Origin of the sequence: Mycobacterium sp. NPDC051804, assembly GCF_044452905.1 — a bacterium.
Lineage (GTDB): Bacteria > Actinomycetota > Actinomycetes > Mycobacteriales > Mycobacteriaceae > Mycobacterium.
In genome coordinates, this window is the sequence record NZ_JBITCD010000005.1 from 7,661 (window position 1) to 29,088 (window position 21,428).

Below are 21,428 nucleotides of genomic sequence, written 5' to 3' on the forward strand. Positions count from 1 at the left end.
AGCCGGCTGATAGTGACACTCCGGCTGAGAAGCCGGCTGATAGTGACACTCCGGCTGAGAAGCCGGCTGATAGTGACACTCCGGCTGAGAAGCCGGCTGATAGTGACACTCCGGCTGAGAAGCCGGCTGATAGTGACACTCCGGCTGAGAAGCCGGCCGATAGTGACACTCCGGCTGAGAAGCCGGCGGATAGTGACACTCCGGCTGAGAAGCCCGCCGACAGTGACACTCCGGCTGATAAGCCGGCCGAAAGTCCGAATGAGGGGTCGGGCAAGACGGACCCTGAGAGCGGACCCGTGGGGCCCGAAGGAGGACCGACCGAAGACGACCCGGCCTCTAACCCCGCCAATGGGAAGGTCGTACCGGCCGCCGAAGCGGAGGCGGAAGCGAACACGCCTGCCGAGCCGGTTCAGACGCAAGCCTCCCCGCAGGACATCGAAGCCGCGAAGACCGCGCCGCCGGTCGACGTGGACCCCAAGCCTGCTCCGAAGGCCGAGGTCGAAGAGTTGCACGACCTTGTGCTGACCAGCGAAGTGAAGACTGATGGCCCGCTTGGTCCAGAGGCGACCGTCAAGGTCGAGGCCAAGGTTGCGCAGTGGCAGCCCGACTGGGTGCAGTACGACAAGTACTACCGGCCGTTGATCTTCAATCCCTATCCCGACCCGATGAAGGTGGTTTACGACGTCGGCGGCCAGCCGCGGATCGTGATCATCGAACCGTTCGGCCGGGTGGTCACCGAGGTGGCGCAAGCGGGTTCGTACAACTTCTCGGCAATCCGCCTCAACGCGTTCGGAATCCCCATCGATCTCGCCGTCGGCAACTTCTTCGGCGGCGGTTACGTCCCCGGACCGGGGCAGCCGCCCCCGCCACCGCCGCCGCCGGTGCGGACCCTGAACAACGTCCCGGTTCAGGTCCAGTACACCAACGCGACCTATGCACCGATGGTGGTCAAGAGGGTCGTCGACGTGGGTCCCGATCCGACCAACAACAACATGCACAAGGTGCTTCTCGACGGCGTCACGCCGGCCTGGGGCGAGTGGAAGCAGAACGAGCAGGGCGTGCCGCAGTTCCAGGTGCAGGAGACGCAGAGCTTCCCCGGTATGGAGGCTCCTGGCGAAGGACCGCTCCCCGGAAACTACGACCTGAAACTGGTGAGCGACTCGAAGCCCACCGGATTGGGCAGCACTGATTTCATGCTCATCGCGGGGGCTGCCCTGGTAGCGGTCGTGGCGGTCGGCGCGATTCTCATGTCGGTCCTCGGCAAGCGCCGGCGGGCTGGGCTCTGACGCGACGCCGGGGCGCGGCCGAAATGCCGCGCTCCGGCACGCATCAGATTTGAATAGGTACATGCAAGTTTCGTCGACCGTGCGCAAGTGGTCCGCGGGTCTGGCGCTGCTCGCCATAATCGCCAGCGGCGTCGGCATCGCGGCCGTGATGATCTTTGGCAGCATCACGGCGCCGAAACCCTCCGACCGGGTGGCGACGCCGAGGACAACGCTCGCTCCGCCCCAGCCGAAGGTGCCGACTCCCGTCGAGTTCGCCATCAATGTGATCGTCACGGACCAGACCTGTGTGCCAGGCGCCGCGTGCAGCTACAAGTACACGATCGAGCCGAAATACCTTGGGCTGCACCCGCTGCCGGAGACACCGTTCACGGTGTTCTACGAAGTTCTCGGCGGGAGCGCGCCGCAGAAGGGTGAGTTCACGGTTCACAAGGATCAGGCACAGATCCTCAAGGACGTCGTTCTCGAGGGCCCGCCAGGGGCGCAGCTGAAGGCCCACGTCATGAGCGTGACCGGCTGAATTATTGCGGTTCTGCGCCCACGGCGATGGCGACGGTCGCATTGTTAGCGGTATGACAAAGGCGTCATTGTTGCGAGCCGGGGAGGGGTTGCCGCGCGACGTCCAGGGCGCCGCGGATCCGCGCTTCGGAAACGTCGTGCGAATCTTCGCCGGACTGTTCCCCGGCCAACGCTTCGGCGGCGGCGCGTTGGCGGTTTACATCGACGGCAAACCTGTCGTCGACGTGTGGAGGGGATGGTCGGACAGATCCGGCCAGACGGCGTGGACCGCCGATACCGCGGCGATGGTGTTCTCCGCGACCAAAGGCGTCGCGGCGATGGTCATCCACCGGCTCGTCGATCGCGGCCTCCTGTCCTACGACGAGCCCGTGGCGCAGTATTGGCCCGAATTCGGCGCCAGCGGCAAGGAAGACATCACCGTGCGTGATGTGCTGCGGCATCGGTCGGGGTTAGCGCACCTCAAGGGTGTGACCAAGGAGGAGCTGCTCGATCACGTGCTGATGGAAGAGCGGTTGGCCGCCGCGCCGTCGGATCGTCAGCGGGGCTGGCCGGCGTACCACGCGCTGACCTACGGCTGGATTCTGTCTGGTCTGGCCAGGGCCGTCACGGGTATGGGTATGCGAGAGCTCATCCGTGTCGAGGTTGCGCAACCACTCAACACCGACGGCATCCACCTCGGCCGTCCACCGGCCGGCTCGCCAACCAAGGTTGCGCAGATTCTGGCGCCGCAGGGCACGCGTGCCAATCCGGTGTTCAACTTCGTCGCACCGAAGGTGGCCGGACTGCCGCTGTCGGGTGCGCTAGGCGCGATGTACTTTCCTGGAATCAAATCGCTTGTGCAGGGCGATATTCCATTCCTCGACGGAGAGGTGCCCGCGGCCAACGGCGTGGTGACGGCCCGTGGGCTGGCCCGGATGTACGCGGCGGTCGCCAACGGGGGCAGTCTCGATGGCGTCCAACTCCTTTCGCCGGAACTCACGCAGGGGCTCATCGGCAATCCCAAGCCATGGCCTGATCTGAACGTCGGTGTGCCGATGCCGTTTCATCTCGGCTACCACGAATCGCCGATTCCCGGACTGCTCAAGGGTTTCGGCCATATCGGCCTCGGCGGCACCCTTGGTTGGGCCGATCCGGAGACCGGCAGCGCATTCGCGTTCGTCCACGATCGGCTGCTCACACCAATGGTGCTCGACATGGGATCGTTCGCGGGCCTGGCCCGGCCGCTGCGCAACGCCATCACAGCGGCGCGGCATAGCGGTCCCCTTGTGGTGCCGAAATACGGTGCCCGATACCGTGAATCGGCCGCGCCAAAGAAGCTGGCGGGCCGGCGCTAGGCCGTAGGAACTACGCCGCGCGCCTGTGGCAGCGGCAGATCGTTGTAGGTGGCGATGCCCGGCGCCGCCGCAACGACCGCAGGGATGGCGTGAATCGGCGGCATCGCCGTCATGATGTGGCCGAGCACGAAGAAGTCCTCGAGCGTCTTCGCATTCTCAATCATGTCGGGCGGTGGGAGGAAACCGACCTGCATGTTGACTGTCGGCCGTCCGTCGATCGTGATCTTCCACCCGTCGCCGTCGAGCTGCCAGTCCGGGTCGAGCGTCTGCCCCTTCTTCCATCGCACGTTGATGTCGATCACGGTCTTACCGTTGGCAATTCCCTGCCAGCTGGCGTACACACCGGCGACATGGCCTGCCTTGATGGTCCACGACGCCATCGGGAGATCCTCTGTGGTCTGAGCATATTCGGAGACACACTTGACCTCGTCGAGTTCGATGCCGACGGCGTCGGCAACCAGCTGCACGGCCTCGGCGAATACCGCCGTGCCCTTCTCGGCCATCGGCTGCAGTTCGGGATCGTCGATCTTCTTGTCGAATCCGACGGGCCGCTCGGTGTCAGGCGAATCGTAGAGAGTGGTGTCGGCGGATTCGGCGATGGTGATCTTGTCGACACGGTCGCACGCCGTGGTGGCGACAATCGCGAGCAATTCGGCGAAGCCCGGGCTGACGCCCGAACCGAACAGCGTGGATCCGCCGCGTTGGCAAGCGTCTTCGAGTTTGGCTCGGCCGTCACCGAGGTTGTGTCCGGTGATGAAGGACGCGGAAGCAACGACATTCACGCCTGCCTCGAGGATGCGGACGAGCTCGGCGACGTCGATCCACATCGGGTTGTACACCACGACATCGGGCTTCAGCGCCAGCAGCGCGTCCACATCATTGGTGGCCTTGACCCCCAGTGGATCTATGCCGGCCAAATCGCCGGCGTCGCGGCCCACCTTGTCGTTGGACCACGCGTAGAGGCCGACGAGTTCATAGTTCGGGTTCTTGGCAATCGCCTCGACTGAACTTTTTCCGACATTTCCCGTCGTCCATTGGACGACCCGATATGGGGTGTTTGGCACGCGCTCAGCATAGGGGCGCTCGACGCGGCAGGGAAGACTTTTTTACCGACCGGCGAAAAATCGCCTAGGGTGACGGTGATGAGCGGGCGAACAAGGGGGCGTCCACCGCGGATCAGCCGGGACCAGATCGTCGTCGCGGCCCAGAGCGTCGCGGCCGGGGACCTGACCATGCAGGCAGTCGCCGATGCGCTCGGGGTGAGCCGCAAAGCGCTGCACTATTACGTCGGAGATCGTGCGGGCCTGCTGACCTTGATGGTGCTCGACCAGTTCGAGCAGGAACTCGCCCCCGTCGAGCTGCCTACCGACGACGACTGGCGGGTCACGCTGCGGACGTACGCCGTCGCCTTCCGCGACGGACTGATCCGGGTGGGCACGCAGGATTCTGCGACGGACTTCGCGCAGCTGCGCGGTCTCAGCACGGCCGCGGCGTTAGCCTTGGCCGATCGAGTTCTCGATGCGCTGCTGTCGGCCGGCCTGGATCCCGACAGCGCGCGGCACGGCCTCACCGCCGTTTCCAACATCGCGCAATCCGCGGCGCAGACCGTCATCGCACAGACCGGCACCGGCGCCCACCGGCACCGCGCGGAAACGACGGAGGCGCTACTGCGGGAACCGCAGGACACCTACCCGGCGTTACGCCGAGTGCTCGAATCGGCACCGGCCACCGAACACGACGCGCAAACGCAGTTCGACTTCGAACTCGATGTCGTGATCGCCGGGCTGGAACGAATCCTCGACCGCGCTGACACGTTGTGAAGCAACGCTTTACAGCGGTGTGAGTGCGACCTTCCCGGTGCGCTGCTGACCGCTGGCGTCGATCCAAGTGAGATCGATGACGTCGCCGGGGTAATGGCGGTCGAGTACGTACGTCAGGGTGGTGGCCGAATCCAGCGGCGTGCCGTCCAGGGTCGTGAGGACGTCGCCACCCACGAGGCCTGCCTGGTCGGCAGGGCCGCCACGCAGGACATCAGCGACGAGCACACCCGGCGCGTCGGTCGGAGCGGTGCGCACCCCGACACCGAGCAGCACCGGCGGACCGATGTGCACCGAGTCGGAGGCCGCTCCCGAGCGGATCTGGTTGGCGATCGCCATCGCGTCGTTGATCGGGATGGCGAAGCCCTTGCCACCCGGGCCCATCCGGAAGTTCACCGTCGCCGCAGTCGTGATTCCGACGACCTGGCCCGCGCCGTTCACGACAGGACCGCCGGAGTCTCCGGCGATCACCGGCGCCGCGAATTCGATGAGCCCGGTCAGCTCGTCCTTGCTGCCGGTGAGGCTGTCCTCGGCATTGACGACACGGCCGAAGCCGGTGACGGTGCCGACCTCGTGGGTAAGCGGCGCGTTGCTGCCCTGCGCGTTGCCGATGGCGACGACGGGCTCGCCCTCTACCAGGGTGTTGGAGTCCCCTATCGGCGCGACGGGCAGCCCGCCGGCACCGAGCAGCTGCAGCACCGCGACGTCGCGCCGGCGGTCGTACCCAACCAGTTGAGCAGGGTAGGTACGCCCGGCCACCCCGACGTTGACGACGTCGGCGCCGGACACCACGTGAAAATTCGTCAGCACCTGACCACCCGGATCGAGCACGATTCCGGCGCCGTTGCCTATGGCGCTTTGGTAGTGAATCTCGGTGTCGATACGGGCCACGCTGGGCTCAACCTGGCCCGCTGCGGCCATTGGGTCCCCGGGGGCCGCCATGGACGTCGCCGGGTTCACTGGCGCGACCAGCGCCAGGACCGCGACAAAGGCGGTCAACAGCGTCGCGATGGAGCGACGCACAGGGAATATGCGCATCAGCTCATCTTGCCCGAAAGAATGAGTTTTTAATCCTCGACTGCGACGCCGCCACGCATGCGCCTGCGGCGACGACGTGTCGGAGCAGCCTTCTCGGAGGTGCCGTTAGCAGGTGATTTGCCGTTGGTCTTGCCGGTGTCCGGCTCCTCGCCGTCGGCCTCCTCGGCCGTCGACTCCGGTTCCACCCCGGCCGACTCGGGCTCCTCGGCCTCCGCCGTGACCTCGGCCGGTTTGTCCTCGGACTTGTCGTCCTCGGAGTCGGCGGCTTCGGTCTCTTCGCTCTCGTCGGTCTCGTCGGTGTCGGTCTCTTCGGCGTCGGTGACGTCCTCGGAGGCGGTCTCGTCGTCCTTCTTGCGTCGGCCGCGGCGCTGCTTCGGTGTCTTGGGCTTGAGCGGTTTCGGTGGCGGCGGCGGCAATTCGGCGACATCAGCCAGGTAGAACGCGAAGATTCCCAGCAGGGCGATCGCGGCAGCGGCGCCGTAGATCCCGAACAGCCATTGACCCGCGTCGTCGAGCGAGAGCCAGATTTCGCTGATCGCCGCACCGACGATCAGCACGCCGGCCACCACATGCAGCACGATCGACCCCGTGCGCAGCCGCAGGGCCAGCAGCGGCGTGCGGAACTCGGCCCGGCGCGTACGCAGCAGCGTGAACACGACCGGCAGCGCGGCCAGCCCGATCAGCACACCGGTGACGATGCGCATCACGGTGCCGAGGGTGTGCGACGTCGTGCCCATCAGTTCCCACCACCGCGGCAGGACGAAGACGAAATAGAGGGCCGCAGCAACGCACGAGAACGAGGCGTGCCACAAGACCGCGACCCAGCGCCGCATACTCCTCCTTGAGTTGGTTGGCCCGAGGTGCGACCAGGTTATTCGTATGTAGTCGCACCCCGGCCAAAGCGCGGAGGATAGGGGATTTGAACCCCTGAGGGCTATTAACCCAACCCGCGTTCCAGGCGAGCGCCATAGGCCACTAGGCGAATCCTCCGCCGGTCATGGTAGCGGACCACGCTGATGTGCCCGTCCAGTCGCACTGTGCACCGGGTACTAGACTGCCTTTCGGACCCCGCGCGGCGTCTATCCTGTGAACTCCCCCAGGGCCGGAAGGCAGCAAGGGTCAATGGGCTCTGGCGGGTGCGCGGGGTCCCCTTCATTTCCCGGCCTCTGGTGAAAGGCGCCTCGTGTCGTTTCAGTCGCTCGGCCCTGCGGAGATTCGCGCCCAGCACGAGCTGCAGACGCGCAATTACGCCGACCTCAAGGCCAAGGGCCTCAAGCTCGACCTGACCAGGGGTAAGCCCTCGGCGGCGCAGCTCGATCTGTCCAACGGTCTGCTGGACCTGCCCGGCAAGGCCGACTTCAAGGACGGCGACGGCACGGACACGCGCAACTACGGCGGTCTGCACGGGCTGCCCGAACTACGGGCGATCTTCGGCGAGATCCTCGGCATCGCGGTGCCGAACCTGATCGCGGGCAACAACGCCAGCCTGGAGTTCATGCATGACGTCGTGACGTTCACGCTGCTGCACGGCGGCGTCGATTCGCCGCGGCCCTGGAAGGACGAGCCGCAGGTCAAATTCCTCTGCCCGGCTCCCGGCTACGACCGGCACTTCGCGATCACCGAGACCCTCGGCATCGAGATGATCACTGTGCCCATGCACGAGGACGGCCCGGACCTCGACCTGATCGAGGAGCTGGTCGCGGTCGATCCGGCCATCAAGGGCATGTGGTGTGTTCCCGTGTACTCGAACCCGACCGGCGTGACCTTTTCGTGGGAGAAGGTGCGGCGGCTCGTTCAAATGCAGACCGCCGCCAACGATTTCCGGCTCATGTGGGACAACGCCTACGCAGTGCACACACTGACGCACGATTTCGCGCAGAACATCGACGTCCTCGGTCTGGCTGAAGCCGCGGGCAATCCGAACCGGCCGCTTGTGTTCGCCTCGACGTCGAAGATCACCTACGCCGGCGCCGGAGTGAGCTTTTTCGGCGGCTCGCTGGGCAACATTGCCTGGTATCTGCAGTACGCGGGCAAGAAGTCGATCGGGCCGGACAAGGTGAACCAGCTTCGGCATCTGCGGTTCTTCCGGGACGCCGACGGCGTGCGGCTGCAGATGCAGCGCCATCAGGAGTTGTTGGCACCCAAGTTCGCCACCGTGCTGGAGATCCTCGCCGACCGGCTCGGCGAGTCGAAGATCGCGTCGTGGACCGAGCCCAAAGGCGGCTATTTCGTGAGCCTGGACGTGCTGCCGGGTACTGCGCGCCGCACCATCGCGCTGGCCAAGGACGCCGGCATCGCGGTCACCGAGGCCGGGGCCACCTTCCCGTATCGAAAAGACCCGGAGGACAAGAACATCCGGATCGCTCCGTCGTTCCCGCCGCTGCCTGAGTTGCGTGAGGCGATGGACGGCCTGGCGACCTGTGCGCTGTTGTCGGCCACCGAAGCGCTGCTGAAGGACTAGCCGCGTTCAGGTCTTGATGACCCCCGAGCCGAGTGTGGCCACCGAGCTGACGAGGCTGCGACGATAGTCGTCGCACGTCGAGCATGACTCGATATGGCGCGCAACGCGTTTGCGCGTCAACACGGTGAACTGATCGTCCCAGCCGGACAGCGCTTCGGCGAGCTGTGAGCATCCGTGCTGGGCGGCGTGCCGGGCCACCATCAGGGCACCCAGCGAACGCTCGAACGTCTGGCGCAGCCGTTGGAGAAGTTTCTTGGCGCAGTCGTGGCTGACGCCGAGGGCCCGCGCGAGCTCGGGTCCGGCCAGCCCTTGACGGTAAGCCAGTTCCAAGACGGCGCGATCGCGTTCTGACAAACCACGGGCGGCAGCAACGACCAACTGCGCGAGCTCGTTTCGTGCAGTCAGGGTGAACGGGCCGGGGCCGAGCGCCACGGTGTCGGGTACCTCGTCGAAGGCGGGTTCGCGACGTTGTTCGTGCAGGGTGCGCAGCGCGGCGTGACGGGCGATCGAATAGAGCCAGGGCCGCAGCTTCTCGGGCTCGCGCAGCTTGTGGATATCGGAAGCCGCGATGCAGAAGACGTCTTGTACGCAGTCGGCGGCCGTGTGGTGGTCGCGCACCAGGCCCACGCAATAGTTGTGCAGCCGGCCCGCGTACCGGTGGTAAATGGCCTCCAATGCCTCCCGGTCACCGGTCGCTGCCGCCGTGGCGAGCTCTGCGTCGCTGAGGCCTTTCACCGGTGGAGTGGTCGTGGATGCCATGGTCGAAATGGTCGTCTTACTGCGCGTCTGCCGTAATCGCCGAGAGGCCAGGTTCCACTTCTGCCGGGAAAGAGTTTCCTACCCGCGAGGTAAGTCGCCGCCGAGAAATGCGGCTTTGGTTACATGCCGCGCCGCGGCGTCACCGGTCCTCGGTAGCGTGTGCGAGCGTGGCGCTCTACCGCAAGTACAGACCCGCGACATTCGCCGACGTGGTTGGCCAGGAGCACGTCACCGAGCCGCTGTCCACCGCGCTGACGGCGGGCCGCATAAACCACGCCTACCTGTTCTCCGGGCCGCGCGGATGCGGCAAGACGTCGTCGGCGCGGATCCTGGCCCGGTCGCTGAATTGTGAGCAGGGGCCGACTGCCACACCGTGCGGGGTCTGCGCATCCTGCGTGGCGCTTGCGCCGAACGGCGGCGGCAGCGTCGACGTGACCGAACTGGACGCCGCCAGCCACGGCGGTGTGGACGACACCCGCGAACTCCGCGACCGCGCCTTCTACGCGCCTGCGCAGTCGCGGTACCGCATCTTCATCATCGACGAAGCGCACATGGTCACCACGGCGGGCTTCAACGCGCTGCTGAAGATCGTTGAGGAGCCCCCGGAACATCTGATCTTCGTGTTCGCCACCACCGAACCCGAGAAGGTGCTGCCGACCATCCGCTCGCGCACCCACCACTACCCGTTCAGGTTGTTGGCGCCGCGGACCATGCGCTCGCTTCTGGAGCGCATCTGCGCGCAGGAGACCGTGACGGTCGACGACGCGGTGTACCCGCTCGTCATCCGGGCCGGCGCCGGATCGCCCCGTGACACGTTGTCGGTGCTCGACCAGTTGTTGGCCGGCGCGGACGGCAATCAGGTCAGCTATCCGCGAGCCCTCGCGCTGCTCGGTGCCACCGACGTGGCGCTGATCGACGATGCGATCGACGCGCTCGCCGCGGGGGATGCCGCGGCGTTGTTCGGCGCTGTCGAGGGCGTGATCGACGCTGGCCACGACCCACGCCGGTTCGCCACAGATCTGCTAGAGCGGTTCCGCGATCTCATTGTGCTGCAGTCGGTTCCGGACGCAGTGGCCCGCGGCGTGGTCGACGGCCCCGAGGACGTGCTGGAGCGGATGCGGGATCAGGCGACTCGGGTCGGCACCGCCACGCTGACCCGCTACGCCGAGGTCGTGCACGCCGGGCTTGGTGAGATGCGCGGTGCCACCGCGCCTCGGCTGCTGCTCGAGGTGGTGTGCGCGCGGCTGCTGTTGCCGTCGGCCAGCGATACCGAGGCAGCGTTGTTGCAGCGCGTCGAGCGCATCGAGACCCGGCTGGACATGTCGATTCCCGCGGGGGAACTGCCCGGAGGCGCGCCGAAGTACAGCCGCAAGAGCCAGACTGCCGAAGCGCCGGCCGCAGCCGACCCTCCGCCCGAGTCGAAGCCTGCACCGGAGCTGAAGCCGGCGCTCGAACCGACGGTGGTCGTCGAGCCCAAGCCCATGCCGGAGCCCGCTTTGGAGCCCAAGCCCACTCCCGGGCCGCCCGAGCCGCTCGAGCCGCCGGCCGCATCCGAGCCTGCATCCGAACCGAAGCCGGCGTCGCCTCCGCCGGTGCGGCAGCCTGCCGATCCCGTCGTGACGGCGCCGCCACCCGCGGCCGTCACCGGCGAGCCGAACGCGGCGGCGGTGCGCAGCATGTGGACGACGGTGCGCGAGAAGGTCCGTCAGCGCAGCCGCACCACCGAGGTGATGCTGGCAGGCGCGATTGTCCGTGCCGTCGAGGGCGACACTCTGGTCCTCAGCCACGAGTCCGCGCCACTGGCCAAACGATTGACCGAACAGCGCAACTCCGACGTCATCCGCGAGGCGCTCAAGGACGCGTTGGGCGTTGACTGGAAGATCCGGTGCGACGTAGGCGCATCCGGCCCCGCGCCCGCCGCCGAGCCGGAGCGCAAGCCTGCCGCCGTACCGGAACCACCGCCGAGCGACGTCGACGACGACGAGGAGAGCATGCTCGCAGAAGCGGGTAACGACACCTCTGACTCACCTCGGCGCGACCCCGAAGAGGTGGCGCTGGAGCTACTTCAGAACGAACTCGGCGCCCGTCGCATCGACGGCAGCTAGGTCTAGGGCGTCCACCACGGGCGTAACGGCAGGCCGCCGTCGTACCCGCGCTCATCGAGCTTGACGGCCAGAACCTGGTGCAGCTGAACGACATTCGTCTCGAAGCCGACTCGTGAGCCGGCCATGTACAGCCCCCACACCTTCGCGGTGGGAAGCCCGACCTCTTCGACTGCCTCGTCCCAGTGCTCGACGAGGTTGCGGCACCAGTCGCGCAGCGTCAGCGCGTAGTGGTGGCGTAGGTTCTCCTCGTGCACCACTTCGAGGCCGACGTTCTGAGCCTCGGTGATGATGCGACCCGAACCCGTGAGCTCACCGTCGGGGAAGACGTAGCGGTCGATGAAACTGTCTGCCTTAGCGCCCGTTCGGTTGTCGTGACGAGTGATGCAGTGGTTGAGCAGCAACGCGCCCACGCGCATCTTCGAATGCAGGAACTTGAAGTACGCCGGATAGTTGTGCACGCCGATGTGTTCGGTGAGCCCGATCGAGGACACCGCGTCGAAACCGGATTCCCGGACGTCGCGGTAGTCGCTGTGGCGCACCTCGGCCAGGTCGGAGAGCCCTTGTTCGGCGATCGCGTTCTGCGCCCACTCCGCCTGCTCTTTGGACAGCGTGACGCCGATCGTCTTCACGCCGTGGCGCGCGGCGTAGCGGACCATGCCGCCCCAGCCGCAGCCGACGTCGAGTAGGCGGTCGCCGGGCTGTAACCGCAGCTTGTCGAAGACCAGCCGGTACTTGTTCTCCTGTGCCTCTTCCAAACTTGCGTCGACATCCGGGTAGGTCGCGCAGGTATAGGTCATCGACGGGCCGAGTACCCACTCGTAGAACTTGTTCGACACGTCGTAGTGGTGGTGAATGGCCTCGGCATCGCGAATCTTGCTGTGCCGCAAACCTTCCATCATGCGGCGCCAACGTGGCAGCGCCTCCTGGGGAGGCGGGGCGATCGGTTTGAAATGCTCGAGGCCGATGGAGCGGACGACGTTGGCCAGCACTCGGGCGGGTGGACGCTTGAAGTCCATGTTGTCGCGTGAAGCAAGTGCGTTGATCAAGTCATAAGGATCGCCGGGATGTACGCCGAGCGGTTCGAGGTCGCCGGATACGTAGGCGCGGGCCAGTCCTAGCTCGCCGAGAGCAGTGGCCAAGTATGTGGTGCCACGCGGTGTGAGCAGGTTGAGTCCGACAGTCGCGTCCTTGGGGCCGGCCGAACTGCCGTCGTAGGCCGTGATCTTCAGCGGCACCTCGCCGACGGCGAAGATCTCCAGAATCTCAGCCAGCGTGAGTCTTCCGGCCGCTGCTTGTGTCGACTGTTCCTTGAACGTGGTCATCGCCTTTGCACCGCCTTTGCGTACAGGTCGAGGAGTCGTGAGTCGGGGTCGTAGGTCTTCTTGACGGTTTTGTAGGTTTCTCCACCATAGAGTTCGTCAAACTCTTCCGGGCTGTAGTACGCATCGGAATACAGCGATTTGTGACCATCCAGCGCGCTGACCTTGCGTTCGATCAACTTGTTCGTATGTCCCTCGGTCGGGCCGACCGGCACCGACGACCAGAACCCGACGTTGACGTAGGTGCTGTGGGCGCGGATCGGGTACAGCGGCCAGGTGGTCTCGTCGCGGAGCCGCAACGGGCACAACCAGATCGGCTCGATCGGCACGTTGGTCAGGAACCAGTCGACGAACTCCGCCGCACGCCCGATCGGCACCTCGATGTCCTGTACAACCCGTTCCAATGGAGGCCGGCCGTTGCGCTTTTCGATCCGGTCGGCGATGTTGAACCGCTGGTCGTAGCCGATGAGCTTCCAGTAGAAGCTGCTGCGCCGGTAGCGCCGCGGCCAGAAGCGGCGGATATTCGGGTCCTGTGCGCCGAATGCCCTTGAGCACCAGAACCAGTCGGTGTCCCAGCGCCACAGGTAGTCGTGGATCGTCAACCGGTCGTGCTTTTCCCCGTCGGGGTGCTGAATGGAGCGGTAATAGACCTGCTGGCCGGTGTAGTCGCTGACGGGACCCGGTGTGCCGGTCTGGAATCCGAGTACGAGGTAGCTCTCGTCGGCGGAGAACACGACCCCGTCGAGATAGTCGACGGCAGTGCCGTCATATCCGCCGGTTTCGACGATGCGGTCCATCGCGGTGAAGAGGTCCGTCAGCGCGTGGAACCGCAGATGACGGAGCTCTACGAACGGCTTGACCGGCTCCAGCTCAATCTTGATGCGGACCGAATATCCAAGCGTGCCATAGGAATTCGGGAAAGATCGGAACAGGTCGGCATTCTCGGTGGGTGAGGCGGTCACGACGTCGCCGGTGCCGGTGAGGATGTCCATCTCCAGCACCGACTCGTGCGGCAAACCACTGCGAAAAGACGTCGACTCGATGCCGAGGCCGGTGACCGCGCCGCCAAGCGTGATCGTCTTGAGTTGCGGCACCACCAGCGGCGCAAGGCCGTAGGGGAGTGTGGCCGCGACCAGGTCTTCGTAGGTGCACATACCGGCGACGTCGGCGGTGCGGTTCTCGGGGTCGACGGCGATGACCCCGCCCAGACCCGATACGTCCAGACCCTTGGTCGACGTCTTGGCGCGGGCCCGGAACAGGTTCGATGTCGGTTTGGCCAGCCGTACCGTGGCGTTCGGGGGAATCGCCCGGTAGCTGGCGAGAAGCCGCTCTACCCCGGCGGAGTGAGCGGTACGTGCGTCGGTATCCACCACAGACACGGATATACGCTAGTCCGCGGTCGCAGGTGATGCGACCGCACCGATTGTGATCACCGCCTAGCTAGGAGTTTGCACCGATGGGACAGGTCAGCGCGTCCAGCACCGTCGAGATCGCCGCCGCGCCGGAGACCGTGCTGGCAGCCGTCGCCGACTATGCGACTGTGCGCCCGAAGATTCTTTCGCCGCATTACAGCGAGTACCGCGTGCTCGAGGGCGGACAGGGAGCGGGCACGGTCGCGTCGTGGAAGCTTCAGGCCACCAAATCGCGGTCGCGTGACGTGAAGGCCAGCGTCGACGTGGCAGGTCACACGGTGATCGAGAAGGACGCCAACTCGACGATGATCACGAACTGGACCGTCTCGCCCGCAGGCGAGGGCTCGTCGGTGACCGTCAAGACCTCGTGGAAGGGTGCCGGTGGCATCGGCGGCTTCTTCGAGAAGACCTTCGCGCCGCTGGGACTGCGCAAGATCCAGGCCGAGGTGCTGGACAACCTCAAGAAGCAGGTGGAGGGCCGCTAGGCCCGACATTCAAGCTGCGGGCGCCTAGCTCGAGCCCAGGAAGCCTGCGATACCGCGCACCACGGCGTCGGCGTATTTCTGCCTGCCTTCGGGTGTCTTCATCAGCGCGGAGTCCGCGGGGTTCTTCATGTTGCCCAGCTCGACCAGGATCGACGGGAACTGCGCGAGGTTGAGCCCGGCGATGTCGGACCGAGGGTTCAGGCCACCGGTGCCGATGTAGGTGGACGGCACGAGGCCCGAGGCCTGCAGCTGGTCCTTCATGATCGTCGCCAGTCGCACCGACGGCCCGGCCTGGACGTCGTTGAGCGGCGGATTCGAATACAGGACGTGGAAGCCGCGGCCGCTGGCCGGCCCGCCGTCGGCGTGGATGCTGATGACCGCGTCCGGGCGTAGCGAGTTGGCCAGTGCCGCGCGCTCGTCCACACAGGGGCCCGCGCTGGCGTCGTCGCCCCGGGACATCGCCGTCCGCACGCCGAGCGCGCTCAGCGCCTGGCGAATGCGCAGCGTGGTCTCCCAAGTGAAGGCGTGCTCGGCGTAGCCGTCGTCGGTGGAGGTACCGCTGGCCTGGCAGTCCTTGGTGCCACCACGGCCGGTCGGCACCTGGCGGCTGATGGATGAGTCGTTGACGGCGTTGTGGCCGGGGTCGAGGAAGACGATCTTGCCGGCGATGTTGGCCGGCGCTGCTGAAGCCGGGCTGACAAGCGTGGACGCGGCGATGAGGAGACCGGTCGCCACCGCGGTGGCACCGACACGCAGGCGGGGATGCACGGGCGCCACCGTAGCCCCGACCCCGACTACGCTGAAACCCCAACGCGACGACGCAATCAACTCGAGACCAATACGCAAGGGGATCGACATGCAACCCGGTGGTGGTGGCCAGCCCGATATGTCCGCTCTTCTCGCCCAGGCGCAGCAGGTGCAGCAGCAGTTGATGGAGGCGCAGGCCGCGCTGGCCGCGGCGGAAGTCAACGGTCAGGCGGGCGGTGGCCTGGTGCAGGTCACGATGAAGGGCAGCGGCGAGGTGATCGCGGTGCGGATCGACCCCAAGGTCGTCGACCCGCAGGATGTCGAGACTCTGCAGGATCTCATCGTTGGCGCGATCGCGGACGCGTCCAAGCAGGTGACGATCCTCGCTCACGATCGTTTGGGCCCACTCGCCGGCGGGATGGGCGACATGGATCTGCCAGGACTCTGACTTGTTCGAAGGGCCGGTCCAGGATCTGATCGACGAGCTCGGCAAGCTGCCGGGCATCGGGCCGAAGAGCGCGCAGCGGATCGCATTTCACCTGCTGTCCGTCGAGCCGCCGCAGATCGACCGGATGACCGCGGTCTTGAACCGAATTCGCGACGGGGTCACGTTCTGCGCGGTGTGCGGCAACGTGTCCGACGACGAACGGTGTCGAATATGTTCTGATGCCCGCCGCGACGGTTCGGTGGTGTGCGTCGTCGAGGAACCCAAGGATGTGCAGGCCGTCGAGCGCACGCGTGAATTCCGCGGTCGCTATCACGTGCTGGGTGGTGCGCTGGATCCGTTGTCCGGAGTCGGGCCCGACCAACTGCGAATTCGTGAGCTGCTGAACAGGATTGGCGAACGGGTCGATGGCGTGGACATCACCGAGGTGATCATCGCGACCGATCCGAACACCGAAGGCGAGGCCACGGCGACGTATCTCGTGCGGATGCTGCGCGACATCCCGGGTCTCACGGTGACGCGTATCGCGTCCGGGCTCCCGATGGGCGGTGACCTGGAGTTCGCCGATGAGCTGACGTTGGGCCGCGCGCTCGCGGGCCGCCGCGCGATGGCCTAGGCCCTTCCCCCTTTACCTCTCGCACCGGCAGTCACACCAATCCACGTTTCGCAGGCGCTATCTCGCACTTCCTCTGCAAAACGTGGATCGCTGAGACTTGTCGGTAGCGAGGTGCACGATGCCCGCATGGCTGACATCTTCATTGGTAGTGAGGCGATAGCGACGGGCCGGGTAACGCGTTACGAGCTGAACCGCTGGCACACACCGGTATTCCGTGGCGTTTACGCGCCCAAGGGTCTCGAGTTGACCTTGCGTCAACGTGCGGCGGCCGCATGGCTGGCATCAGGCCGGAAAGGTGTGGTTGCAGGGGTTTCCGCGGCCGCATTACTCGGCGCGCCGTACGTCGATCCGGACCAGCCCATCGAACTCGTGGGTGTGAAGATGCGCCCGCAATCGGGGTTGGTACCGCGGGCCGACCGTATTGGTGACAACGAGATCACCAGGGCCGCTGGTCTACCCGTGACGACGCGGGTCCGCACCGCGTTCGATGTGGGACGTCATCTTGAACGCACGGAGGCACTTACTCGTCTCGACGCGCTGATGTGGAATCAGCGGTATTCGATCGACGAGGTGAGCGCGCTCGCGAAACATTACCCACGGGCAACAGGACTTCGACGGCTCGAGGAGTTGCTCCCGCTGGTCGACGGCGGCGCTGCCTCCCCGACGGAATCTCGAATCAGGTTGTGGCTGCACGACGCCGGCTTCGCACGACCCGAGACGCAGATACCGGTCCTCGTCGGCTTTCGGCCGGTCGCGTGGCTCGACCTGGGCTGGCCCGAATACCAGGTCGCGGTCGAATATGACGGCGACCACCATCGCAAGAACCGCCGTCAGTATGTGAAGGACATTGCGCGGCTGCGCATGCTCGAGGAACTCGGCTGGATCGTCATACGCGTGATCGCCGAGGACAAAGCGCAAGATGTGATCGAACGCGTCGAGGCCGCACTGGTCAGCCGCGGCTGCCTTGTCGAGATCAGCGATCTGCAGCGCTTCACGCGCAGCCTCGCCGCCTAGACGCGGCGGGGTGCGGCCAGGCGTTCCTTGCGCAGCTGCGCGACCTCGCCGATTTCCAAGGGGGGCAGTTCGCCGACCACACGCGAGAGTAGATGGTCCGCCAGCTGCGGATTGCGCGCCAGACACGGCCCGTGCAGATACGTCGCAACGACGCTGCCCTGCACCGCACCGTCGATGCCGTCGCCCGCACGGTTGCCCGCCCCGCTGATGACCTTCGCCAACGGCTGCGCCGCGGGACCCAGAACCGTTCCGCCGCGGTGATTCTCGAAACCCGTCAATCGCTCCGTCAGCTCCGGCAGCAACGGCTGCGACACCACCTCACCGATCGTGCGGGTGTCCTGTGGCGACGTCGTGACGTCGAGCATCCCCACCCCGTCGACCCGCTCGCCCGACGACGTCTCATACCAATGGCCGAGCACCTGGATCGCCGCGCAGATCGCCAGCACCGGCGCACCGCGCTCCGCGGCCTGCTGAAGACCCGGGTACCGCTGCAGATGCCGGGTGGCTAACCGCTGCGCGTAATCCTCCGCTCCGCCAAGGGTGTACAGGTCCAGCTCGGCGGGCACCGGGTCTGCGAGAGTGATCTCGACGATCTCCGCGTCGAAGCCGCGCAAGCGCAGGCGTTGACGCAACACCACCGAATTGCCGCCGTCGCCATACGTTCCCATCACATCGGGCAGCACCAATCCGATCCGCACCGTCGACTCACGCACGGCCGGCCCTCCCGAACGTCCGGTTCAGCGCCAGGAACGCGGTGTAGTTCGCGACCACCTCGACGTGCCCCGGTGGGCACGACGTGATCGCCTCAACGGCGTTGTGCACCAACGTGTGTTCGACGCCCGCATAACCCAGTCGCACCGCCAGATCGGTCCCGCGCTCACCCGCGGCCACCACCGGATGATCGACGAAATGCTCGAAATTGACGTCCCACAGCCACGACAGGTCCTCCCCGTCGGGCACCTGACCGTTGACGGAGATCACCACCGAACCGGCGTCGGTGTCGACCATCGACAGCGCCTCCTGCCAGCCCGCCGGGTTCTTCGCCAGCAGCATGCGCACCGAATGCTGACCCAGCTGCACCGTGCTGTACCGGCCGGCGACCTCGTCGACACCCGACACCGCCGCGACGGCGGCCGCGGGATCCGCGCCCAGCGTCACCGCGGCGGCGACGGCCTGAGTGGCGTTGCCGCGGTTGATGTTTCCCGGCAGCGCCAGCTGCATCGGCAGCGACATCCCGTCGGGCCCGTAGATGTGCGTGTCGTCGTAGGACCACTGCGGCGACGGACGCTTGAAATCGGTTCCCGTCGAATACCAGTGGGCGCCATCGCGCACGATGATCTCACCCGAGCGCGGGCAGCTCACCGAATCGTTCGCCCACCCGCCGCCGGCGGCCACCCACACCACATTGGGGCTGTCGTAGGCGGCCGACGTCATCAACACGTCGTCGCAATTCGCGACGACCACCGTCGACGGATGGCGCGCCAGCCCGGCCCGCAGCGTGCGTTCGATGTGATTGATCTCACCGACGCGATCGAGCTGATCGCGCGACAGATTCAGCAGCACGATGACGGCGGGATCCAGCGCGTCGGCCACATGCGGCACGTGCATCTCGTCGACCTCGAGAGCGGCCAGGGACGCCTCCCGCGTTCCCGCGAGCGCGGCGACCAACCCGGCGTCCATGTTCGCGCCCTCGGCGTTGGTCGCGACGGGCCCCAGGGTTCCCAGCGCCGCCGCGGTCATTCGTGTGGTCGTGGACTTACCGTTGGTGCCGGTCACGATCGCTGTGCGACGGCCTTCGCCGAGCTGGCCCAGGATCGACTTGTCCAGCGTCATCGCGACCAGGCCGCCGATCATCGCGCCCGCACCGCGTCCAGTGACACGCGACGCCCAGCGCGCGCCGGCTCCCGCCGTGAGCGCTGCCCGTCCGCGAATCGTGACCATCCCCGGCAGTCTAAGAGCCGACACGCTGGTGAGTGATCCGGTGATGTCGGCCGTCCGTGCCATCCTCGAATTTGTGAGTCAATGCTGGGGCCGCCCCGCGGTCGACGATGGCGCAGGCTGGGCCGTCGTCGACGTAGAGACCTCGGGTTTCCACCCCGGGCATGCGCGGGTCATCAGCATTGCGGCGCTGGCGCTCGGCGACGACGGCAACGTCGAGCAGAGCCTCTACACACTGCTCAATCCGGGAGTCGATCCCGGGCCGACGCACGTTCACGGATTGACCGCCGAAATGCTCGAAGGTCAGCCGCGCTTCGGCGACATCGTCGGCGATCTGATCGACCTGCTGCGCGGCCGCACCCTGGTGGCGCACAACGTGGGCTTCGACTACTCGTTCCTGGCCGCCGAAGCCGAGCTGGTCGACGCGCAACTGCCCATCGACACCGCGATGTGCACGGTTGAATTGACCCGCAGGCTCGAGCTCGGGACCGAAAACCTGCGGCTGGAAACCCTTGCGGCACATTGGGGTATCACGCAGTTGAAGCCCCACGACGCTCTCGACGACGCGATGGTGTTGGCGCAGATTCTGAAACCGGTGCTGGTGCGCGCCCGGGAACGCAAGGTGTGGTTGCCCGTCCGTCCGCTGTCGCGGCGCGAGTGGCCCAACGGCCAGGTGACGCATGAAGAGTTGCGGCCGCTGAAGATGTTGGCCGCACGACTGCCATGCCCGTACGTCAACCCCGGTCGATTCGTGCAGGGCAGGCCGCTGGTGCAGGGCATGCGGGTCGCGTTGGCGGCCGAAGTCGAGCGCACGCACGAAGAACTCGTCGAGCGGATCGTGCACGTCGGGCTGTCGTACACCGACACCGTCGACTCCGAGACGTCGCTCATCATCTGCAATGAGGCGCAACCCGAACAGGGCAAGGGCTATCAGGCTCGTGAGCTGGGTGTTCCGTTCATGGCGGACGCCGATTTCATGAGTGAGCTCGACGCCGTGGTCGGCGGCAGCACCATCGAGGAATTCACCGACACCACGCTGGCCGGCGACCAGTTCGCGCTCTTCTAAAGCACACTCTTGCTACCACTATGTCTGTAGTGATACCGTCGAACCATGACAACCACTACAGACGTAGTACTTCGCGAACGGTCCTTCATGGACATCTACCGTCGGCACGGCTATTTCTTCCGCGAGGCCGCGATGCTGACAATTTCGCTGGGCGTGATCCTGCACGTACTGCGGGTGATCCTCGGCGACGATCTGACGATGCAGTACGTCATGACCCCGACGACAGACAAGATCCTGTTGATCCCGATGACCTACGCGGGCATCACGGGCATCCTGCTGCTCGCCAAGCGTCGCGTCGTGTTCGCGAACAAGAGGCACCGCGCACTGTTCACCGGCTCGGTGGTCTACATCGCGGGCAGCGTGCCACTGCACATCTATTGCAGCTACATCATCTGGGACACGACGCTGATGACGTGGTTCCCCATGTGGTTCAGCTGGTTCCTGCTGATCGTCGTCTACCCGGCGTTCCTCACGCTGTTCGCCAAACTGCAATATAGGAACTGATGCCGCCGAATCCCGAACGCCGAAACCAAATCCTCGACGCCGCCATCGACATCCTTTGTGATGACGGCGTCGGGGGTCTCACGCATCGTGCGGTCGACGGCCGTGCCGCGGTTCCGGCCGGCACCACCTCGAACTACTTCCGGACGCGGCAGGCGCTGCTGGAAGCGACCGCTGCCAGAACGGTCGACCTGCATTGGCAACGGGTCGAGCTACTGCAGTCGGGCGTCGGCGCGCTGACTCGGGATGCCTTGAAGCAGCTGATGATTCGGATGCTCGAACCCGACGATCAGTCCAGGCGATGGACACTGGCCCGCTTCGAGCTCTTCATGGAGAGCACCCGGCGCGAGGAACTACGGCCGCTCATGAATGAACTCCAGGCAGCCGCGGTGAAGTCGGCGACGCTCATTTTCGAGGCCGCCGGCTTCACCCCGGCGCCGGAGAGGATGGACGAAATCAGCAGGTTGCTCAACGGCTTTGTGTTCAGCAACCTCACCGTGGTGCCCGCACCGGGCACGCAAGATGCCGCCGGTCTTGTGGACCGACTGCTGAGCGCCTTCCTCGACTAG

22 protein-coding genes, 1 tRNA gene and 1 other RNA gene are annotated in these 21,428 nt (G+C 66.0%); 14 read left to right on the forward strand and 10 right to left on the reverse strand.

The window, feature by feature from the left end; translation table 11 throughout:
- Positions 1–296: 296 nt before the first annotated feature.
- From ACIA48_RS19630 to ACIA48_RS19640, 3 genes are all read left to right on the forward strand, one after another.
- Positions 297–1,286, forward strand: a complete 990-nt coding sequence (locus tag ACIA48_RS19630) for a hypothetical protein (RefSeq protein ID WP_396735131.1) — start codon at positions 297–299, stop codon at positions 1,284–1,286.
- Between the two features lie 61 nt (positions 1,287–1,347).
- On the forward strand, positions 1,348–1,803 hold the full coding sequence (locus ACIA48_RS19635; RefSeq protein WP_396735134.1) for a hypothetical protein: 456 nt from the start codon (positions 1,348–1,350) through the stop codon (positions 1,801–1,803).
- Positions 1,804–1,855: 52 nt separating this feature from the next.
- Positions 1,856–3,136, forward strand: a complete 1,281-nt coding sequence (locus ACIA48_RS19640) for a serine hydrolase domain-containing protein (protein WP_396735136.1) — start codon at positions 1,856–1,858, stop codon at positions 3,134–3,136.
- Here the strand turns inward: ACIA48_RS19640 and ACIA48_RS19645 are convergent.
- Positions 3,133–4,200, reverse strand: coding sequence for a dihydrodipicolinate reductase (locus tag ACIA48_RS19645; RefSeq protein WP_396735139.1), 1,068 nt, complete (start codon positions 4,198–4,200; stop codon positions 3,133–3,135). The genes ACIA48_RS19640 and ACIA48_RS19645 overlap by 4 nt on opposite strands.
- Before the next feature lie 78 nt (positions 4,201–4,278).
- On the opposite strand from ACIA48_RS19645, the gene ACIA48_RS19650 reads away from it, so the two are divergent.
- A complete protein-coding gene (locus ACIA48_RS19650; RefSeq protein WP_396735142.1) occupies positions 4,279–4,956 on the forward strand; it encodes a TetR/AcrR family transcriptional regulator C-terminal domain-containing protein in 678 nt (225 codons plus the stop codon).
- A gap of 9 nt (positions 4,957–4,965) precedes the next feature.
- On the opposite strand, the gene ACIA48_RS19655 is transcribed toward ACIA48_RS19650, so the two are convergent.
- The 3 genes from ACIA48_RS19655 to ACIA48_RS19665 all read right to left on the reverse strand — a co-directional run bounded on the left by ACIA48_RS19655 (position 4,966) and on the right by ACIA48_RS19665 (position 6,981).
- Entirely contained in the window at positions 4,966–5,991 is a 1,026-nt protein-coding gene (locus ACIA48_RS19655; protein WP_396735145.1) for a S1C family serine protease, read from the reverse strand.
- Positions 5,992–6,020: 29 nt separating this feature from the next.
- A complete protein-coding gene (locus ACIA48_RS19660) occupies positions 6,021–6,824 on the reverse strand; it encodes a hypothetical protein (protein ID WP_396735148.1) in 804 nt (267 codons plus the stop codon).
- 71 nt (positions 6,825–6,895) lie between these two features.
- Positions 6,896–6,981 (reverse strand) — tRNA-Ser (locus ACIA48_RS19665).
- Between the two features lie 70 nt (positions 6,982–7,051).
- On the opposite strand from ACIA48_RS19665, the gene ffs reads away from it, so the two are divergent.
- Together ffs and ACIA48_RS19675 are read left to right on the forward strand one after the other, a co-directional pair.
- Positions 7,052–7,146: signal recognition particle sRNA small type (ffs, locus tag ACIA48_RS19670), an RNA gene on the forward strand.
- 28 nt (positions 7,147–7,174) lie between these two features.
- Positions 7,175–8,452 (forward strand): aminotransferase class I/II-fold pyridoxal phosphate-dependent enzyme, encoded by a 1,278-nt coding sequence (locus ACIA48_RS19675; RefSeq protein WP_396735151.1) that lies wholly within the window; start codon positions 7,175–7,177, stop codon positions 8,450–8,452.
- 6 nt (positions 8,453–8,458) lie between these two features.
- On the opposite strand, the gene ACIA48_RS19680 is transcribed toward ACIA48_RS19675, so the two are convergent.
- Positions 8,459–9,211, reverse strand: a complete 753-nt coding sequence (locus ACIA48_RS19680; protein ID WP_396735153.1) for an RNA polymerase sigma factor — start codon at positions 9,209–9,211, stop codon at positions 8,459–8,461.
- A 167-nt stretch (positions 9,212–9,378) separates the two neighbouring features.
- Here ACIA48_RS19680 and ACIA48_RS19685 point away from each other — a divergent pair, with 167 nt between their 5' ends.
- On the forward strand, positions 9,379–11,316 hold the full coding sequence (locus ACIA48_RS19685) for a DNA polymerase III subunits gamma/tau (protein WP_396735156.1): 1,938 nt from the start codon (positions 9,379–9,381) through the stop codon (positions 11,314–11,316).
- A gap of 2 nt (positions 11,317–11,318) precedes the next feature.
- Here ACIA48_RS19685 and ACIA48_RS19690 read toward each other — a convergent pair whose 3' ends face one another.
- Together ACIA48_RS19690 and ACIA48_RS19695 are read right to left on the reverse strand one after the other, a co-directional pair.
- Positions 11,319–12,638 carry a class I SAM-dependent methyltransferase gene (locus tag ACIA48_RS19690; protein WP_396735159.1) on the reverse strand — a complete coding sequence of 440 codons (1,320 nt, stop codon included), beginning with the start codon at positions 12,636–12,638 and terminating at the stop codon, positions 11,319–11,321.
- Positions 12,635–14,014 (reverse strand): FAD-binding oxidoreductase, encoded by a 1,380-nt coding sequence (locus ACIA48_RS19695; RefSeq protein ID WP_396735162.1) that lies wholly within the window; start codon positions 14,012–14,014, stop codon positions 12,635–12,637. Before ACIA48_RS19695 ends, ACIA48_RS19690 begins: the two co-directional genes overlap by 4 nt.
- Before the next feature lie 77 nt (positions 14,015–14,091).
- Between ACIA48_RS19695 and ACIA48_RS19700 the strand changes: the two genes are divergently transcribed.
- Positions 14,092–14,532 (forward strand): SRPBCC family protein, encoded by a 441-nt coding sequence (locus ACIA48_RS19700; protein WP_396735165.1) that lies wholly within the window; start codon positions 14,092–14,094, stop codon positions 14,530–14,532.
- 24 nt (positions 14,533–14,556) lie between these two features.
- On the opposite strand, the gene ACIA48_RS19705 is transcribed toward ACIA48_RS19700, so the two are convergent.
- Positions 14,557–15,300, reverse strand: coding sequence for an Rv3717 family N-acetylmuramoyl-L-alanine amidase (locus ACIA48_RS19705; protein WP_396735168.1), 744 nt, complete (start codon positions 15,298–15,300; stop codon positions 14,557–14,559).
- An 88-nt stretch (positions 15,301–15,388) separates the two neighbouring features.
- On the opposite strand from ACIA48_RS19705, the gene ACIA48_RS19710 reads away from it, so the two are divergent.
- The 3 genes from ACIA48_RS19710 (at position 15,389) to ACIA48_RS19720 (ending at position 17,354) form a co-directional block, all read left to right on the forward strand.
- A complete protein-coding gene (locus ACIA48_RS19710) occupies positions 15,389–15,727 on the forward strand; it encodes a YbaB/EbfC family nucleoid-associated protein (protein ID WP_396735171.1) in 339 nt (112 codons plus the stop codon).
- 1 nt (position 15,728) lies between these two features.
- The gene (gene recR / locus ACIA48_RS19715; protein ID WP_396735174.1) at positions 15,729–16,340 is read left to right on the forward strand and encodes a recombination mediator RecR; all 612 of its coding nucleotides are present in this window, start codon (positions 15,729–15,731) and stop codon (positions 16,338–16,340) included.
- Positions 16,341–16,466: 126 nt separating this feature from the next.
- Positions 16,467–17,354 carry a DUF559 domain-containing protein gene (locus ACIA48_RS19720; RefSeq protein ID WP_396735177.1) on the forward strand — a complete coding sequence of 296 codons (888 nt, stop codon included), beginning with the start codon at positions 16,467–16,469 and terminating at the stop codon, positions 17,352–17,354.
- Here the strand turns inward: ACIA48_RS19720 and ACIA48_RS19725 are convergent.
- Together ACIA48_RS19725 and ACIA48_RS19730 are read right to left on the reverse strand one after the other, a co-directional pair.
- Positions 17,351–18,067 (reverse strand): type 1 glutamine amidotransferase, encoded by a 717-nt coding sequence (locus ACIA48_RS19725; RefSeq protein WP_396735180.1) that lies wholly within the window; start codon positions 18,065–18,067, stop codon positions 17,351–17,353. The genes ACIA48_RS19720 and ACIA48_RS19725 overlap by 4 nt on opposite strands.
- Positions 18,060–19,295 (reverse strand): MurT ligase domain-containing protein, encoded by a 1,236-nt coding sequence (locus tag ACIA48_RS19730; RefSeq protein ID WP_396735182.1) that lies wholly within the window; start codon positions 19,293–19,295, stop codon positions 18,060–18,062. The genes ACIA48_RS19725 and ACIA48_RS19730 overlap by 8 nt, the downstream gene beginning before the upstream one ends.
- A gap of 43 nt (positions 19,296–19,338) precedes the next feature.
- On the opposite strand from ACIA48_RS19730, the gene ACIA48_RS19735 reads away from it, so the two are divergent.
- Genes ACIA48_RS19735 through ACIA48_RS19745 form a run of 3 tightly spaced genes read left to right on the forward strand, consistent with a single transcriptional unit; the run spans position 19,339 to position 21,428 of the window.
- Positions 19,339–20,358 (forward strand): DEDDh family exonuclease, encoded by a 1,020-nt coding sequence (locus ACIA48_RS19735; protein ID WP_396736765.1) that lies wholly within the window; start codon positions 19,339–19,341, stop codon positions 20,356–20,358.
- A gap of 45 nt (positions 20,359–20,403) precedes the next feature.
- Positions 20,404–20,862, forward strand: a complete 459-nt coding sequence (locus tag ACIA48_RS19740; RefSeq protein WP_396735185.1) for a hypothetical protein — start codon at positions 20,404–20,406, stop codon at positions 20,860–20,862.
- Positions 20,862–21,428, forward strand: coding sequence for a TetR/AcrR family transcriptional regulator (locus tag ACIA48_RS19745; protein ID WP_396735187.1), 567 nt, complete (start codon positions 20,862–20,864; stop codon positions 21,426–21,428). Before ACIA48_RS19740 ends, ACIA48_RS19745 begins: the two co-directional genes overlap by 1 nt.

Bases quoted from the DNA above. Each gene is read 5' to 3' on its own strand.
- ACIA48_RS19740 (WP_396735185.1), top strand. From the start codon at position 20,404: ATGACAACCACTACAGACGTAGTACTTCGCGAACGGTCCTTCATGGAC.
- ACIA48_RS19700 (WP_396735165.1), top strand. From the start codon at position 14,092: ATGGGACAGGTCAGCGCGTCCAGCACCGTCGAGATCGCCGCCGCGCCG.
- ACIA48_RS19635 (WP_396735134.1), top strand. From the start codon at position 1,348: ATGCAAGTTTCGTCGACCGTGCGCAAGTGGTCCGCGGGTCTGGCGCTG.
- ACIA48_RS19735 (WP_396736765.1), top strand. From the start codon at position 19,339: ATGTCGGCCGTCCGTGCCATCCTCGAATTTGTGAGTCAATGCTGGGGC.
- ACIA48_RS19640 (WP_396735136.1), top strand. From the start codon at position 1,856: ATGACAAAGGCGTCATTGTTGCGAGCCGGGGAGGGGTTGCCGCGCGAC.
- ACIA48_RS19710 (WP_396735171.1), top strand. From the start codon at position 15,389: ATGCAACCCGGTGGTGGTGGCCAGCCCGATATGTCCGCTCTTCTCGCC.
- ACIA48_RS19690 (WP_396735159.1), bottom strand. From the start codon at position 12,638: ATGACCACGTTCAAGGAACAGTCGACACAAGCAGCGGCCGGAAGACTC.
- ACIA48_RS19660 (WP_396735148.1), bottom strand. From the start codon at position 6,824: ATGCGGCGCTGGGTCGCGGTCTTGTGGCACGCCTCGTTCTCGTGCGTT.
- ACIA48_RS19730 (WP_396735182.1), bottom strand. From the start codon at position 19,295: ATGGTCACGATTCGCGGACGGGCAGCGCTCACGGCGGGAGCCGGCGCG.
- ACIA48_RS19720 (WP_396735177.1), top strand. From the start codon at position 16,467: ATGGCTGACATCTTCATTGGTAGTGAGGCGATAGCGACGGGCCGGGTA.
- ACIA48_RS19655 (WP_396735145.1), bottom strand. From the start codon at position 5,991: ATGCGCATATTCCCTGTGCGTCGCTCCATCGCGACGCTGTTGACCGCC.
- ACIA48_RS19650 (WP_396735142.1), top strand. From the start codon at position 4,279: ATGAGCGGGCGAACAAGGGGGCGTCCACCGCGGATCAGCCGGGACCAG.
- ACIA48_RS19680 (WP_396735153.1), bottom strand. From the start codon at position 9,211: ATGGCATCCACGACCACTCCACCGGTGAAAGGCCTCAGCGACGCAGAG.
- ACIA48_RS19745 (WP_396735187.1), top strand. From the start codon at position 20,862: ATGCCGCCGAATCCCGAACGCCGAAACCAAATCCTCGACGCCGCCATC.